This is a genomic window from Micromonospora sp. ZG13 (assembly GCF_059359355.1).
On record NZ_JCADBQ010000004.1, the window covers coordinates 235854 to 251269 of the forward strand.

The 15416-nt window shown below is 74.9% G+C and carries 15 protein-coding genes; 6 read left to right on the top strand and 9 right to left on the bottom strand.

The genetic code is table 11. The features are described 5' to 3' along the window. Positions 1-171: 171 nt before the first annotated feature. Positions 172-3840, top strand: coding sequence for a SpoIIE family protein phosphatase (locus tag AC5L34_RS11550; RefSeq protein WP_494824812.1), 3669 nt, complete (start codon positions 172-174; stop codon positions 3838-3840). A 33-nt stretch (positions 3841-3873) separates the two neighbouring features. Here AC5L34_RS11550 and AC5L34_RS11555 read toward each other — a convergent pair whose 3' ends face one another. Then, positions 3874-4191: an STAS domain-containing protein gene (locus tag AC5L34_RS11555; RefSeq protein ID WP_441175319.1), complete on the bottom strand. Its 318-nt coding sequence runs from the start codon at positions 4189-4191 to the stop codon at positions 3874-3876. A gap of 94 nt (positions 4192-4285) precedes the next feature. On the opposite strand from AC5L34_RS11555, the gene map reads away from it, so the two are divergent. Next, positions 4286-5143: a type I methionyl aminopeptidase gene (map, locus tag AC5L34_RS11560; RefSeq protein ID WP_101414626.1), complete on the top strand. Its 858-nt coding sequence runs from the start codon at positions 4286-4288 to the stop codon at positions 5141-5143. Next, complete coding sequence (locus tag AC5L34_RS11565; RefSeq protein ID WP_089001501.1) at positions 5140-5856, top strand: VIT1/CCC1 transporter family protein; 717 nt, start codon at positions 5140-5142, stop codon at positions 5854-5856. Before map ends, AC5L34_RS11565 begins: the two co-directional genes overlap by 4 nt. Before the next feature lie 115 nt (positions 5857-5971). Here the strand turns inward: AC5L34_RS11565 and AC5L34_RS11570 are convergent, their stop codons facing one another. The 8 genes from AC5L34_RS11570 to AC5L34_RS11605 form a co-directional block, all read right to left on the bottom strand. Then, a complete protein-coding gene (locus tag AC5L34_RS11570) occupies positions 5972-6667 on the bottom strand; it encodes a class I SAM-dependent methyltransferase (protein ID WP_441175318.1) in 696 nt (231 codons plus the stop codon). A 124-nt stretch (positions 6668-6791) separates the two neighbouring features. Then, the gene (locus tag AC5L34_RS11575) at positions 6792-7517 is read right to left on the bottom strand and encodes a nucleotidyltransferase domain-containing protein (RefSeq protein WP_441175317.1); all 726 of its coding nucleotides are present in this window, start codon (positions 7515-7517) and stop codon (positions 6792-6794) included. 9 nt (positions 7518-7526) lie between these two features. Then, entirely contained in the window at positions 7527-8027 is a 501-nt protein-coding gene (locus AC5L34_RS11580) for a nitroreductase/quinone reductase family protein (protein ID WP_441175316.1), read from the bottom strand. Positions 8028-8055: 28 nt separating this feature from the next. After that, complete coding sequence (locus tag AC5L34_RS11585; RefSeq protein WP_441175315.1) at positions 8056-10758, bottom strand: FtsX-like permease family protein; 2703 nt, start codon at positions 10756-10758, stop codon at positions 8056-8058. Continuing rightward, positions 10755-11513, bottom strand: coding sequence for an ABC transporter ATP-binding protein (locus AC5L34_RS11590; protein ID WP_441175314.1), 759 nt, complete (start codon positions 11511-11513; stop codon positions 10755-10757). The genes AC5L34_RS11585 and AC5L34_RS11590 overlap by 4 nt, the downstream gene beginning before the upstream one ends. After that, positions 11510-12097: a PadR family transcriptional regulator gene (locus AC5L34_RS11595; protein WP_363897347.1), complete on the bottom strand. Its 588-nt coding sequence runs from the start codon at positions 12095-12097 to the stop codon at positions 11510-11512. The genes AC5L34_RS11590 and AC5L34_RS11595 overlap by 4 nt, the downstream gene beginning before the upstream one ends. A 66-nt stretch (positions 12098-12163) precedes the next feature. Next, positions 12164-12610 carry a ferritin-like domain-containing protein gene (locus AC5L34_RS11600; RefSeq protein WP_441175313.1) on the bottom strand — a complete coding sequence of 149 codons (447 nt, stop codon included), beginning with the start codon at positions 12608-12610 and terminating at the stop codon, positions 12164-12166. Next, positions 12607-13056 carry a hypothetical protein gene (locus tag AC5L34_RS11605; protein ID WP_441175489.1) on the bottom strand — a complete coding sequence of 150 codons (450 nt, stop codon included), beginning with the start codon at positions 13054-13056 and terminating at the stop codon, positions 12607-12609. The genes AC5L34_RS11600 and AC5L34_RS11605 overlap by 4 nt, the downstream gene beginning before the upstream one ends. A gap of 229 nt (positions 13057-13285) precedes the next feature. On the opposite strand from AC5L34_RS11605, the gene rimP reads away from it, so the two are divergent. From rimP to AC5L34_RS11620, 3 genes are read left to right on the top strand one after another with little or no spacing between them, the layout of a single operon-like run. After that, entirely contained in the window at positions 13286-13975 is a 690-nt protein-coding gene (rimP, locus tag AC5L34_RS11610; RefSeq protein WP_441175312.1) for a ribosome maturation factor RimP, read from the top strand. Beyond that, positions 13972-15015, top strand: a complete 1044-nt coding sequence (nusA, locus tag AC5L34_RS11615; RefSeq protein WP_357719650.1) for a transcription termination factor NusA — start codon at positions 13972-13974, stop codon at positions 15013-15015. Before rimP ends, nusA begins: the two co-directional genes overlap by 4 nt. A 16-nt stretch (positions 15016-15031) precedes the next feature. Beyond that, the gene (locus AC5L34_RS11620) at positions 15032-15364 is read left to right on the top strand and encodes a YlxR family protein (protein ID WP_363621200.1); all 333 of its coding nucleotides are present in this window, start codon (positions 15032-15034) and stop codon (positions 15362-15364) included. Positions 15365-15416 lie beyond the last annotated feature (52 nt).

Sequence of the window (15416 nt, forward strand, 5' to 3'; positions counted from 1 at the left end):
GTGGATCGGGCCGCGCGACGCCGCCGCGAGGGGCCGACAGCCCGGTGCGGCGGACGTAACCAGCGCACGGCGGGCGGTATGCGTTACGTTGCTCGTCCGTCGGGGTACCAAGCGGGGCACGGCCGGTTGGATCACCGGGCCGAGGCGGTGATGGCCGGAGCGGGAGGAACTATGAGCTCGGCCCAGGGGGGCGTGGACGAGGGTTGCCCGGCCGAGGGAGGGCAGGACGCCGAGTTCCCCCCGATGCTGGCCGCCGCCTTCGCCGGCGGCGGCGAGATGGGCGAGCTGATGCGCCGCGTCGACTGGTCGGCCCATCCGCTCGGCACGCCCGACCGCTGGCCGGCGACGCTCTGCTCGGCGATCGGCCTGATGCTCGCCTCGAGCGCGCAGATCGTCATCTTCTGGGGCGAGGACGAACTCGCCTTCTACAACGACGCCTACCGCCCCACGATCGGCGACAAGCACCCCGACGTGCTGGGCCGGCCGGCCCGCGAGCACTGGGTGGAGACCTGGAGCGTGCTCGGGCCCCTGCTGGAGGGTGTCCGGCGCGTCAGCCGGTCGTACCGCGCGCAGGACCACCCCTTCCCGCTCGACCGCCGCGGCTTCTTGGAGGAGACGTACTTCGACGTCTCCTACGACCCGATCCTGGGCACCGACGGCACGGTCGACGGCGTCTTCTGCATCGTCAACGAGACCACCGGCCGGGTGGTCGGGGAGCGTCGGCTGCGGCTGCTGGCCGAGCTGGGCACCGTGCTGGCCGAGGTCGACAGCAGCCCCGCGCTGGGCCGGGCGGCCACGGCGGTGCTCGACCGGCACCGGTCGGACGTGCCGTTCGCGTTGGTGCACCTGCCCGGCGGAACTGGCGACGTCGTGCTGGCCGGGTGCAGCGGCGTCGATCCCGGGGCGGTCGTCACGTCCCCGCCGGCACGGCTCGCCGAGGTCGTCGCTTCCGGCACCGCCACCACCGTCGCGGTGACCGACCTGCTCGCCGAGGCCCCGGACGACGCGACCGGTGAGGCGCTGGTGCTGCCGGTCACCGCCGGGAACGAGACCGTCGGCACGCTGGCGGTCGGCGTGGCCCGCCGGCAGCCGCTCACCGAGGAGTACCGGGACTTCTTCGACCTGGTCGCCGCGCAGATCTCCCGGGCCGTCGGGCGGCAGCGGGCGTACGAGCAGGAACGCGCCCGCGCCGCCGAGCTGGCCGCCCTCGACCGGGCCAAGACGAACTTCTTCGCCAACGTCAGCCACGAGTTCCGCACCCCGCTGACCCTGGTGCTCGGCCCGCTGGAGGACCTGCTGGCCGACCCGGCGCTGCCCGAGGCCTACACCGACCGGCTCACCACCATGCACCGCAACGCGCTGCGGCTGCTCAAGCTGGTCAACACGGTGCTCGACTTCTCCCGGCTGGAGTCCGGGCGGCTGACCGCCCGCTACCAGCCCACCGACCTCGCCGACTACACCGCCCGCCTGGCCAGCACGTTCCGGTCGGCCACCGAGCGCACCGGGCTGCGCCTGGTCGTGGACTGCCCACCGCTGCCGGCGCCGGTCTTCGTGGACCGGGACATGTGGGAGAAGGTCGTGCTCAACCTCATCTCGAACGCGGTGAAGTTCACCTTCGACGGCGAGATCCGGGTACGGGTCCGCGCCGTCGACGGGGCCGCGCGGCTGGAGGTCACCGACACCGGCGTCGGCATCGTGCCGGAGGAGCTGCCGCAGATCTTCGAGCGCTTCCACCGGGTGCCCGGGATGCGCTCACGCAGCCACGAGGGCACCGGCATCGGCCTGGCGCTGGTCCGAGAGCTGGTCGAGATGCACGGCGGCGAGGTGGCCGTGCGCAGCCGCGTCGACGAGGGCAGCACGTTCACGGTGACCGTCCCGTTCGGCGCCGGGCACCTGCCGGCCGAGCGGATCGCCCACGCCGAGGCGACGGCGCGGCTCGATCTGGCGCACGCCGACCTCTACGTCGCGGAGACGGGGCTCTGGACGAGCGCCGCCGGCCCCGTCGACGGGGCCGGGGGGACGCGGGGGACCGGCGCCGCCGGGCGGATCCTGGTCGCCGACGACAACGCCGACCTCCGCGAGCACGTCACCCGGCTGCTCTCGCCGTCCTGGGAGGTGGTCGCGGTCACCGACGGAGTGGAGGCGCTGCGGCAGGCCGTCGACGGCTCGTTCGACCTGGTGCTGACCGACGTGATGATGCCCCGGCTGGACGGGTTCGGCCTGGTCGCCGCGCTGCGCGCGGATCCGCGTACCCGCCACGTGCCGATCGTGCTGCTCTCCGCCCGCGCCGGCTCCGCCGAGGAGGTCGCCGGGCTGGCGGTGGGTGCCGACGACTACCTGACGAAGCCCTTCTCCGGCCAGGAGCTGACCGCCCGGGTGCGGGCCAACGTCGAGCTGGGCCAGCTCCGTGGCCAGATCATCCGGGGGTTGCGGGCCCTGGCCGACGCGGCGGTGGCGGTCAACACCGCCCGCTCCACGGCCGACGTGCTCCAGGTCGCCGCGCGGCACGCCCTGAGCCTCGCCGAGGCCGCCCGGGTGGTGGTCTCGGCCACCGGGATGCGCTTCGAGGCCGACGGCGGCGGGCTGGCCTCGATCGAGCCGTCCTTCGTGCTGCCGCTGACCGGCACCGCCGGCGAACGGCTCGGCGAGCTGCGGGTCTGGCGCCCGGACGGCGACGGGGCCCACACCGACGAGGCCGCGCTCACCCAGCTCGCCCGGCTGGTCGGGGTGCGGCTGGAGAACGCCCAGCTCTACGAGGCCGAGCACCGCATCGCCACCACGCTCCAGCACAGCCTGCTGCCCCGGTCGCTGCCGCAGCTGCCGGGCGCCCTGGTGGCCAGCCGCTACCTGCCGGGCAGCGCCGACGTGGAGGTCGGCGGAGACTGGTACGACGTGATCGCGCTCGGCGACGACGAGCTGGTGCTGGCGATCGGCGACGTGGTGGGCAAGGGCGTACCGGCCGCCGCGGCGATGGGCCAGCTGCGCAACGGGCTGCGGGCGTACCTGCTGGAGGGCTTCGACCCCGGTGAGTCGCTGACCCGGCTCAACCGGCTCGTCGGCACGACCGAGGGGCGGTCCTTCGCGACCGTCTTCTGCCTGTGGTTCAGTCCGCGCACCGGCCGGATGCGGTACGCCAGCGCCGGTCATCCGTCCCCCCTGCTGATCCGAGGAGACGACGTGGCGTTCCTGCACGGCCGGGCGCTCGGGCCGCCGGTCGGGGCGATCCCCGACACGACCTACGGGACGGTCGAGGGGGAGCTGACCGCCGGGAGCCGGTTGCTGCTCTACACCGACGGGCTCATCGAGGACCGGCAACTCGGCATCGACGCCTCGTTGGACCTGCTGCGGCAGGACGCGGCCACCCCCGGCGAGCACGTGACCGACCTGATCGACGCCGTGGTGGAGCGCGTCGCCGGCCGGCCCCTGCGCGACGACGTCGCGGTGCTCGCCCTGGAGGCGGCGGAACTCAACCGGTTCGCGCTGCGGCTGCCGGCCGATCCCACCCGGCTCAGCGTGCTGCGCAAGCGGTTGGAGGACTTCCTCGTCGCGCACCAGGTCACCGAGACGGACCTGTTCGACCTGACCGTCGCCATCTCCGAGGCGGCGGCCAACGCCATCGAGCACCCCGTCGAGCCGGCCGAGCCGACGATCAGCGTCGAGGTGACCATTCACGACCGCACGGTGGTGGCCTCGGTGCGCGACAGCGGCCGGTGGCGGGAGTCGACCGGCTCGGGCTTCCGGGGGCGGGGGCTGTCCCTCATCGAGGCGCTGGGGGAGCTGTCGGTGACCCGTACCGCCGAGGGGACCGAGGTGACGTTGCGCCGGCGGCTGTCGGACTGAGCGCGCGACCGACGGCGTCGCCCGGCGCGGGGCTCAGGCCGGTCGGAGCCAGGCCTGGTCGCCCAGGCCGGAGATCTCCAGCACCCGGTGGACCTGCCGCGACGGCAGCACGGCGAGCGTGCCGGGGAACTGCTGGGCCAGCCGGACCACCGCGTGGATCGCCGCCGAGTCGAAGAAGGTGACCGCCCGCAGGTCGAGCGTCACCCGCTCGGCCGGCTCCCGCAGCGCGGTCTGGTACATGACGTCGGCGGTGGCCATGTCGACCTCGCCGGTCACCAGGACGCGAAGGTGGGCGCCGTCGATCTCCGCGCTGGCGGAGAAGACGGGAGACGTGCCGCCCCCTTGATCCACGGAGCCACAATGGCACAGCGAACCTTGCACGGCAACAACCGTTCCCGGCGGGCGGTGGCGGGGGTCACCATCGTCGCGGCGATAAACTCGGGCCATGACCGTCCGTGCGCCGCTGACCCCAGGCACGCTCTCCCCGCTGCGGCCCGTGCCCGCCCACATCGTCCGCCCGGAGTACGTGGGCAAGAAGCGTCCCCAGGAATGGCGCGGCTCGCACGTGCAGACACCGGAGACGATCGAGAAGATGCGGGTCGCCGGCCGGCTCGCCGCGCAGGCCACCCAGCTCGCCGGCGAGCACTGCAAGCCCGGCGTGACCACCGACGAGATCGACCGGGTCGTGCACGAGTTCCTCTGCGACCACGGCGCCTACCCCTCGACGCTGGGCTACAAGGGCTTCCCCAAGTCCTGCTGCACCAGCCTCAACGAGGTGATCTGCCACGGCATCCCCGACTCCACGGTGCTGGCCGACGGCGACATCATCAACGTCGACGTCACCGCGTACCTCGACGGCGTGCACGGCGACACGGACGCCACCTTCTGCGTGGGCGAGGTCGACGAGGAGGCCCGGCTGCTGGTCGAGCGGACCCACGAGGCGATGATGCGCGGCATCCGCGCGGTCGCCCCCGGCCGCCAGATCAACGTGATCGGCCGGGTCATCGAGTCGTACGCGAAGCGCTTCGGCTACGGCGTCGTACGCGACTTCACCGGCCACGGCATCGGCGAGGCCTTCCACAGCGGGCTCTACGTGCCGCACTACGACAGCCCGCGTCCCACGGACGTGATGGAGCCGGGGATGACCTTCACCATCGAGCCGATGATCACCCTCGGCACCCACCAGTACGACATGTGGGACGACGGTTGGACCGTGGTGACGAAGGACCGCCGCTGGACGGCCCAGTTCGAGCACACCATCGTGGTGACCGAGGACGGTCACGAGATCCTCACCCTGCCGTGACGGACACTCCGGCGGCGCTGCGTGAGGCGCACCACGCGGACGTCTCCGGCGGCTGGCTGCGTCCGGCCGTCTTCGGGGCGATGGACGGTCTGGTCACCAACATCGCCCTGATCGCCGGCGTGGCGGGTGGCGGGGTGTCGCCCCGCAGCGTCGTGCTCACCGGCGTGGCCGGCCTGGTCGCCGGCGCCATCTCGATGGGGCTGGGGGAGTACACGAGCGTCCGCTCGGCCAACGAACAGGTCGCCGCCGAGGTCGCCAAGGAACGCCGCGAGCTGGAGCGGCACCCCGAGGCCGAGGCACGCGAACTGGCCGCGGCGTGGGTCGCCCGGGGGCTGGCCCCCGATCTCGCCATGCAGGTCGCCGAGGCCGTCCGCCGCAACCCGGACGAGGCCCTGCGGGTGCACGTCCGGGAGGAACTCGGCGTCGACCCGGACGACCAGCCGAGCCCCTGGGCGGCGGCCATCTCGTCGTTCCTGTTCTTCTCGGTCGGGGCGCTGGTGCCGCTGCTGACCTACCTGTTCGGCGCGACCAGCCTGTGGCTGGCACTCGCGGTCGGCGGGCTCGGGCTCTTCCTGGCCGGGGCGGTGGTCGCCCGCTTCACCGCGCGCTCCTGGTGGTCCGGGGGCCTGCGTCAGCTCCTGCTCGGCGCGGCGGCGGCCGGCGCGACATACCTGATCGGCGCCCTCATCGGCGTCCAGGGTGGCCTCGGCTGAGCGTGGAGCCCGGTCGGCCGGGCCGGGCGTCCCCTGCCGCTGCTTCCCGAGCCGGGCGGTGCGCGGGGGCGGGATCACCGTCCTCATCTGGCTGCCATGGTCGACAGGACGGGCCCTAGGCGGACTCGAGGACGAAGAAGAGGAAACACATGAAGGACCCGGAGTTCATGTCGGGTGGGAGCAGTTCCGCGGGAGTGTCCGGAGAAGGGGGCGGCTCGCTGATCGTCGCGATGCGGAAGCCGGCAGCAGCAAAAGCATCTGCGATGGCGTGCAGCGGCCGGTGCCAGTAGGTCAGCCACACGGTCTGGCCGTCCATGACGTAGTCCTCGGAGTACTTCGTCAGCGCAAAGTAGTCGGCCTTGGGATACGCGATCGCATAGACGGCGGGGTGGATGACCGAGAGGATCAGGCGACCGCCCGGCTTCAGCACGCGACGCAGTTCGGCGAGGGGACCGGACCAGTCCTCCAGGTAGTGCAGGACCAGGGACGCGACGACGTCGTCGAACTCGGCGTCTGCGAACGGCAGTGGCGCGCTCAGGTCCGCCACGTGCAGGTCGGCGTCTTCACCCAGCCTCCGGCGGGCCAGGTCGACCATGGCCGCACTCGCGTCAAAGCCGGTGACCACGGCCCCCTTGGCGCGCAGCGCGGCTGACAACGGGCCGGTACCGCAGCCCGCGTCGAGGATCCGGCGGCCTCGTACGTCGCCGGCGAGACGGAGCATCTCAGGTCGCTCGTAGTACGCGTTGAAGAGGTTGGACTCGTTCTCCGCCGAATAGGCGTTCGCAAATCTGTCGTAGTCACTTGTCGTCACCGTGACCCCATTCCCATGAGAGGCAAGGATGCGTTCCTGCCAAAGCCGCGTGGGTGCGACATGCAAGCACCAGTTCGTGCGCGTGGGCCGGGGTCCGATCCCACGTCCCGTCCGCCCGGCACCGTCAGCCGGCGAGCAGGTCGTCGACCGTGCCGTCGACGGGGCGGCCCCGGGCCGCCAGCTCGTCCGCCTGGCGGGCCAGGACGGCGCCCACCTCCGTCATGTCCGCGCCCGCCAGGCCGGTGCGGCGTACGGCGTCGCCCGGGTCACGGAAGTAGGTGCGGCTGAGCAGGCCGTTGACCGTGGCCGCCGCCAGTCGCGCCTCGCCGAGCATCAGCAGCGCCTGGTCGGTCTCGTACCACTCGGCCAGCCGGGCGGCCCGGGCGTGCGCCGCGCCGCCCCGGTACCAGGCCCGGCGGGCCGCCGTGCTGAACTCGCCCGGCCGGGCCCGGGCCAGCCGGCCTAGATGCTCGTCGCGCAGCGTGCGCAGCCAGCCGGTCGGATCGTGCAGGGCGCGGGTGCTGACGTACCGGTCGGCGGTCAGCGGCCAGAGCGAGGAGATCACCCGGGCCTGGCGCAGGTAGTCGTCCGCGCCCGCCACGGTCAGGTCGACCAGCACGCCGTCGACGCGCCGGGTCGCCGGCGAGGGACCGCCGCCGGGCCGGTACGTCACCACCAGCAGCCCGACCTCGCCGTCTCCGCCGCCGTCGTCGTCGCCGTGCGCCAGCGGGCCGTGCACCGCGACCGCCAGCACGTCGGCCGGGAACCGTCGGCGCACGGCGTCGGCGACCCGCCCGGCCACCGCCCACCGTGGATCGTCGGGGTGGGGTTCGCCGTCGGCGCCGGTCACCGCGCCAGCCTATGCGGGGGCGCCCGGCCCGCCCGGCACGCCGCGCCCGGTGGGCACCAGCCGGAAGACGAGGATCTCCCGACCGCCGGCCCGCCGCGCGTACGCCCGGTAGGCGGGCCACTCGGTGACCAGCAGGCGCCAGAGGCGGTCCCGTTCGGCGCCGGTGGCGACCTCCGCGCGCACCGGCACGCGGCGACCCTTGACGGCCACCTCGGCGGCGGGATCGGCGCGCAGGTTCATCGCCCAGCCCGGCTGGTGGGCCTGGCCGAAGTTGGAGCCGACCACCACGTACGCGTCGCCGTCGGGCACGTAGAGCAGCGGGTTGCTGCGCGGCCTGCCGGAGCGGCGGCCGGTGGTCGTGATGACCAGCGACGGGATGAGCCCGAGCGCGACCACCCGGCCCCGGGTGAGCCGCCCGACCATCCGGTCGGCGGGGACGAGCAGGCGGACGGCGGCGCCGAACCAGCGGTGGTGGCCGACCCGGCGGGTGAGGGCTCCCAGTACGGGCACGGCAACCAGTGTGCCCCCTGCCCGTCCGTCAGTCGAGACGTCGCTCGACCGGCAGCCGGGAGCGGGTGAACAGTCCCGCGCCGAGCATCGCGACCAGCGGCACCACCACCAGGACGCCGAGCGTGGCCCACGGGACCACCACCGGGTACGGCTCCGGGACGGGCCACAGGCTGGCGTAGCGGCGGTTGAGGGCGGTCAGGATGATCAACGCGGAGCCGAGGCCGGCGGCGATGCCGAGCACGGAGCCCAGCACGGCGATCACCCCGGACTGGCAGAGCGAGAGCAGCCGGCGCAGCCCCGGCCCGGCGCCGACCGCCGCGAGGGTCGACAGGTCCGCCCGACCCTCGGCCGCGGCCAGCCCGGTGGCGATGCCGGCGGCGCCCACCGTGACGACCCCGGCGGCGACGGCCAGCAGGAGCAGCAGCGGCCGTCCCGCGTCGCGCTGGGTACCCCGGTCGATCTCGACATACGCGCGGAGCGGACGTACGGCGGCGACGAACCGGCCCTGCCGGTCCTCGTCGGGCACGCCGTCGGCGGCGATCGCCCAGCCGCGCGGCTGGACGCTCAGGCCGAGCCGCTGGGCGGCCGCCGGGGAGAGCAGCAGCCGGTCCGCCTCCAGCCCGGTGGGCAGCGGATACCCGGCGACGGCGGTGACGGCCGGGGGGTGGGGCCGGGCCTGCCCGGGGCGGGTCACCCGCACATCGACCCGCCCGTCGCGCACGTAGCGCGGATCGGTCACCACCGCGCCGCCGGCCCGCAGCACGGCGGTGGCGGCGGCGACGTCGGCGGGGGCGGCGCCGGTGAGCACCGGCAGGGCCGTCCCGTCGTCCACCAGCACGTGGAAGGTCCCGCCGAGATGGTCCTCGGGTTCCGCGCAGCGGGCGTCCGCGCGGGCCCGACGCTGCTGCGCCGGGGTGAGCCGGTCGCCCGGCGTCCACGGGCAGACGCGCTCGGCGGGCAGCACCGGCGAGACGATGCACAGCCCGGTGTCCGGCCCGCACCGGGGCTCCACCAGCGGCGCCACCGTGCGGGCCCCCAGGTGGTCGCGCGCGGCCTCGCTGACCCGGGACAGGTCGGGTGGGCGGTCCGGGTCCGACCCGGTGACCAGCACCGTGGCGGACGGCAGGGTCGGCAGGTAGATCGTCGCCGACCGGGCGTCGTCGCTGGCCAGGTACACCCCGACGGCGACGCTGCCGGCGACCGCCGCCATCACGGCGGAGATCGCCGGCGCGGTCGACGACCGGTTGCGGCTGGCGTCGCGCAGCGCGATCCGGGGCGCCAGCGGCAGCGACCGCCCGAGGCGGGCGAGCACGCCGACCAGCGTCGGGGTGGCGAAGACCAGGCCCAGCTCGCCGAGGACGAGGCCGGCCAGGATGACCGCCGGCGCCGTCCGGGCCGCCCCGAACGCGGCCACCGCGGCCCCGCCGACGGCCAGGACCGCCCCGACGGTCAGCCAGCGCCGCCGGTGTGCCGGCGGGGTACGCCGGCCGGCCAGCCCCGCCACCACGTCCTGCCGGGCGGCCGTCCAGGCCGGGGCCAGCGCGGCCAGCACCCCGGCCAGCACCGCGACGGCGGCGATCGCCGCGAGCGCCTCCGGCCAGCAGCGGTACGCGCCGAAGCGCGCGCCGAAGAGGTGCTGCTCCACCAGGGGGCGGCCGGCGAACGCGGCGGCGACGCCCAGCGCGACCCCGACGGCGGCGCCGACGGCACCCAGCACCACGCCGTCGGCCAGCACGATCCGGCGCAGGTGGGCGTCGTCCCCGCCCGCCACGGCGACCAGCGCGAGGTCCCGGCGCCGCCGCCGTACGCCGACCGCGAAGGCCGGCCCGACGAGCAGCACCACCTCCAGCAGCCCCAGCCCGCCGACGAGCACCGAGACGCTCATCCCCTCCACGTCCATGGCGGAGCGGCCGTACGGCGCGAACGTGACGGTGTCCGACGCCGGGGCGGGGACACGGGCGTGCACCACGACGCCGTGCGCGTTGAGCCGGCGGAACAGCGCCTCGTCGGCGGTCCCGGGCAGGTCGACCAGCCAGCTCGTGCCCGGCTCGGTCTCCATCCGCCCTTCCGACGGGTGCAGCGTCACCACCGGGCCCAGGTCGTCGGGGTACTCGACCACGCCGACCACCCGCCAGGAGCGGGTGCCGTCGCCGGAGGTGACGCTGCCGCCGAGGCGGGCGTCGAGGCGGCGCAGGGCCGCCGGGCTGACCGCGATCTCGTCCGGCCCGGCCGGCGCCCGTCCCGAGTGGAACCGGACCAGCCCGCGGCCGAGCGGATCGCCGAGGTCCACGGCGCGTCCCGTGAGGCCGTCGTCGACCCGCTCGCCGACCCGGGCGTCGAACGACACCCAGCGGCGCAGCGGGACCACCCGGCTCCCGGGCGGCAGGAGGGCGGTCACCTGCCCGGCGGTGACGGGTCCGGCCGAGGGAACGTCCTCCGGGTCGGAGCGCCAGGTTTCGGCCCAGGCGCTCTGCACGATCGGGACCCGCACCACCCAGCTCAGCTCCGCGTCGGCCGCGCCGAGCTGGCGGTCGGCCCGCTCGACCGGCGTCAGCTCGGACATCCGCCAGCTCACCGCGGTGAAGGTCAGCACCAGCACCGGCAGCGTGATCATCGCCAGCACCAGCGCCGTACGCCCCCGGGCCCGCCGGGCCTCCCGCCGGGCGATCCGCAGCGCCGCCCACCAGGAGCCGGCCGCCCGGGCGAGCCGGCCGCCCCGGCCCGTGCTCACCGACCGCTGCCGCTCAGCAGTTGCTCCACGCTGCCCAGCGGGGCCGTCGTGTCGACCAGCACCCCGTCGCGCAGGAAGACCACCCGATCGGCCCAGGCGGCGTGCCGCGCCTCGTGGGTGACCAGCACGGCGGCGGCCCCGGCGTCGACCCGCCGGCGCAGCAGGTGCAGCACCGCCTCACCGGTCTGCGAGTCCAGCGCGCCGGTCGGCTCGTCGGCGAGCACCAGCCGCCGTTCGCCGACGAGCGCGCGGGCGATCGCCACCCGCTGCTGCTGCCCGCCGGAGAGCTGGTCGGGGAACCGGTCGCCCAGCTCGGGCAGACCCACCTCGGCCAGCGCGTCGAGCGCCAGGCGGCGGGCCCGCCGTACGCCCGTGCCGTCGAGTTCGAGGGGGAGGGCGACGTTCTCCACGGCGCTCAGGCTGCCGAGCAGGTTGAGATCCTGGAAGACGTAGCCGATCCGCCGTCGTCGCACCTGGGCCAGCCGCCGCCGGTCCAGGGCGCCGAGCGGCTCGCCCTCGACGTACACCTCGCCCGCGGTCGGGCCGTCCAGCCCGCCGGCCAGGGCGAGCAGGGTCGACTTCCCGGAGCCGGACGGGCCCATCACGGCGACGAGCTCCCCCGCGCGCACGGCGAGACTCACCCCGCGCAGGGCGTGCACGGCCGCCGCGCCGGCGCCGTGGGTGCGGTGCACGTCACGTACGTCGAGCACGGGCGTGGTCGGGCTTCCGGCCGCGGGCCCGTTCCCCGTGGTCACCGTCGCGCCTCCTCGTCGGCCCGGTCCACCGCCTCGGCAGGCGTCGTCGGGACGCGCCCGGGCTGCGCCGGACGGTAGCGCACGAGGCTGGTCTCGCAGTGGTCCAGCCAGCGCACCTCGGCCTCGGCCTGGAAGACCATGGCGTCCAGCACGAGCCGCCACGGCAGGTCCTCGGGGCGGTCGCTGGCGTACTTCAACCGCGTCAACTCCTGCAACGCCCGCATGGTCGCGCTGCGCTGGGTCTGCACCACCGACCGGACGTCGACGCCGGGGGTGGTCAGGGCGAGGGCCAGCTTGATCGCCAGCTCGTCCCGGGGCCGGTCGGTGCGGCTGATCGGTGTGGCGAACCACAGGGCCAGGTCCGCCCGCCCGGCGTCGGTGATCTCGTACGGGCGTTGCCCGGCCTCACTCTCGGGCAGCGACCGGACCAGCCCGTCCCGCTCCAAACGGGACAGCGTGGTGTAGACCTGCCCGATGTTCAGCGGCCAGGTCGAGCCGGTCGACTCCTCGAACGCGGCGCGCAGCTGGTAGCCGTACATCTGGCCGCGTTCGAGCAGGGCGAGCAGCCCGTGACGGATGGACATGGCAACGGAGTATGCATACCTGGTATGCGACCCGCAACCGGAGCGGGGTCGACGGGGTCGGGCCGGTCAGGCCGGGCGACCCGGGAACGGCACCGTCAGCGGGGTGATCCCGGCCATCCGTCGCCACCGGGTGGCCCGCAGGGCGTACTCGACCAGGGCGGCCAGGGCCCGGTCCCGGTCGGCGCCGGTGGTGGCCGGCACCGCCGCCCGCCAGAACGCGGCCGTGCGCTCCTCCACCTCGACGGCCAGCCGCAGCGCGCTCGCCTTATCGGTGACCGGGAACGGCAGCGTGTAACCGGCCCGGTCCGCCGGGACGCTCCCGCCGCCGGTGCTCAACTGCACGATCAGCTCGTCGCGGCGGCGCCGGTGGGCGGCCTCCGCCTCCCTCGCGGCGGTCCGGGCGGCGCCGGTGAGACGTACCCCGATGGGCCCGTACGCCCAGATCGCGGCGTACTCGGCGGTGAGGGCGGCGGCGAGCGCCCCGGCGGGTCCGGCCGGTGTCGGTGTGGTCACTTCAACGCCTCCACGTGCGTGGCCCGGGCGGCGACGATCGAGGCGAGCAGCGCGGCCCGCTCCGCCGGGGCCGCCGCGCAGGCCCTGGTCGCCGTCTCCCGGCCGGCCCGTTCACTCTCGCGCAGGGCGGCCCGCGCCGCCGCCGGGTCGCCCGGCGTGGCGGTCGTGGCGGGGGCGGATCCCGAGGGCAGCGGTACGCCGACGAGCCGGGCCAGCTCCGCCGCGTGCGCGCGGTGCGCCTCGGCGATCGGGGTGAGCAGGGCGGCGAGGGCGGGGTGCGCGGCGGCGGCGTCCCGGTGCCCGGCGGCGAGCCGGAGCGACTCGTCGAGCAGCGGCGTGAGCGGGTCGGGCTCGGGGGCGGGTTCGTCGCCGCGGTCGAGCAGACCGCAGCCGGTCAGCGGCGCCGCAGCCCCGCCGAGCGCCAGGAGCGCCCCGGCGCGCAGCACGTTGCGCCGGGAATGCCCGGTTGTCTCGCCGCGTCGTGTCGTTCTGCCCCTCGCCACCGGACAAGTCAACACCATCACCGGCCGTACGTGGGCCACCGGCGTCGGTGCGCCGCCCGGCCCGGCGCCCGGTAGGCGCGTTACGCTCTGCGCAGCCACCGGCGCGTCAGCTCCGGTGGCGTGCCGGCATGGCGGCCGACCGGGTGCCGTCGATCAGCAGGAGGGTGCGGAGATGACGCAGCGTGGCCGTGCCACGAGGTCGACGGGTCCGGCGGGGAGGCCCCGACGCGCCGACGCCCCCCGGGGCGGGGAGCGTGCCGGCGGCCCGCGCGGCGACCTCGCCGCCCGGCGGGCCCGGCTGCGTGACGTGATCGAGCCGGTGGTCACCGCCGCCGGCTACGACCTGGAGGAGCTCTCCGTCTCCCGGGCCGGCCGACGGCACGTGGTGCGGGTGATCGTGGACGCCGACGGCGGGATCAGGCTGGACGCCGTCGCCGAGGTGTCCCGGGCCGTCTCGGCGGCCCTCGACGCGGCCGAGGAGTCCGGGGGCGACATCGTCGCCGGGGAGTACCAGCTGGAGGTCAGCTCCCCGGGCGTGGACCGGCCGCTGACGCTGCCCCGGCACTGGCGGCGCAACGTCGGTCGGCTGGTGAAGGTGACCGCGCGCGGCGCGGGCGCCCAGGCCGAGCAGGCCGCCGGCGACCGGCAGGTCACCGGCCGGGTGGTCGAGGCCGACGACGAGCGCGTGGTGCTGGAGACCGACGCCGGCCGCGCCACCTGGACGTACGCAGAGCTCGGCCCCGGCCGGGTGCAGGTCGAGTTCCACCGCCTCGACGAGATCGAGGAGACGGACGAACCCGACGACATGGACGACACCGACGACTTCGACGACGAAGATGATGTGGAGGACGAGGAGAGGTGAACATCGACCTCGCGGCGCTGCGCGCACTCGAGCGCGAGCGGGAGATCCCGTTCGACACGATCCTCGCGGCGATCGAGACCGCGCTGCTGACCGCCTACCGGCACACCGAGGGGGCGGAGTCGCACGCCCGGGTAGAGATCGACCGCAAGTCCGGCGCGGCCCTGGTCTACGCCCAGGAGTTGGACGACGACGGCACCGTGGTGCGGGAGTGGGACGACACCCCGCACGACTTCGGCCGGATCGCCGCCATGACCGCCAAGCAGGTGATCCTCCAGCGGCTGCGGGAAGCCACCGACGAGGTGCATTTCGGCGAGTACGTCGGCCGCGACGGTGACCTGGTCACCGGCGTGGTGCAGGCGCACGAGGCGCGCAGCGAGAAGGGCATCGTCAGCGTCGATCTCGGCAAGCTGGAGGGCGTCCTGCCGCAGTCCGAGCAGGTCCCCGGCGAGCGCTACGCGCACGGCGAGCGGATCCGCTGCGTGGTGGTGCACGTGGCGAAGGGGATGCGCGGCCCGCAGATCACCCTCTCCCGGTCGCACCCGGCGCTGGTGAAGAAGCTCTTCGCGCTCGAGGTGCCGGAGATCGCCGACGGCACGGTCGAGATCGGCGCGATCGCACGTGAGGCAGGTCACCGCACGAAGATCGCGGTCCGCTCCACGACCCAGGGCGTCAACGCCAAGGGCGCCTGCATCGGGCCGATGGGGCAGCGGGTCCGCGCGGTGATGAGCGAGCTGCACGGCGAGAAGATCGACATCATCGACTGGTCGGACGACCCGGCGACCTTCGTCGGCAACGCCCTGTCGCCGGCCAAGGCCCTGCGGGTCGAGGTGGTCGACCTGGCCAGCCGCACCGCCCGGGTCACCGTCCCGGACTTCCAGCTCTCCCTCGCCATCGGCCGGGAGGGGCAGAACGCCCGACTTGCGGCCCGGTTGACCGGTTGGCGGATCGACATCCGGTCCGACGCCGAGCAGGCTGGCGGCTCCGGCCGGGCCGGGGCTGATCACGTCCCGGAGCCGGGCGGCGCGATCTCGGGCGCCTAGGGGTAGACTTTCTCCAGTGGTACGACGCGCGCTGCCGGAACGCACCTGTGTGGGTTGCCGGCGACGTGCGCCGGCCAGCGAATTGCTGCGGATCGTCGCGGTCGGCGACGAGGCTGGTCACAGCCTTCGGCCCGATCCGGCCCGCAGGCTGCCGGGTCGGGGAGCGAACATGCACCCGGATCCGGCCTGCTTCGCGCAAGCGGTGCGGCGACGCGCCTTCGGGCGTGCGCTGCGCATCACCGGGGTCCCCGACCACGGTGAGCTCGCGGAGCACGTCGATGCGCCAACCACTACGTCCGGTCAGCCCGATCGGACGAGGGTCGCTAGCAGGGTAGGACGACCGACATGAGCACACGATGAAGTCCCTGAAATGACCAGGCTTCAAGTGCACGAGTGAGGTC

Coding starts and splice junctions, on each gene's coding strand:
- AC5L34_RS11550 (WP_494824812.1), top strand. CDS start 172: ATGAGCTCGGCCCAGGGGGGCGTGGACGAGGGTTGCCCGGCCGAGGGA.
- map (WP_101414626.1), top strand. CDS start 4,286: ATGACCGTCCGTGCGCCGCTGACCCCAGGCACGCTCTCCCCGCTGCGG.
- AC5L34_RS11595 (WP_363897347.1), bottom strand. CDS start 12,097: ATGTCCATCCGTCACGGGCTGCTCGCCCTGCTCGAACGCGGCCAGATG.
- rimP (WP_441175312.1), top strand. CDS start 13,286: ATGACGCAGCGTGGCCGTGCCACGAGGTCGACGGGTCCGGCGGGGAGG.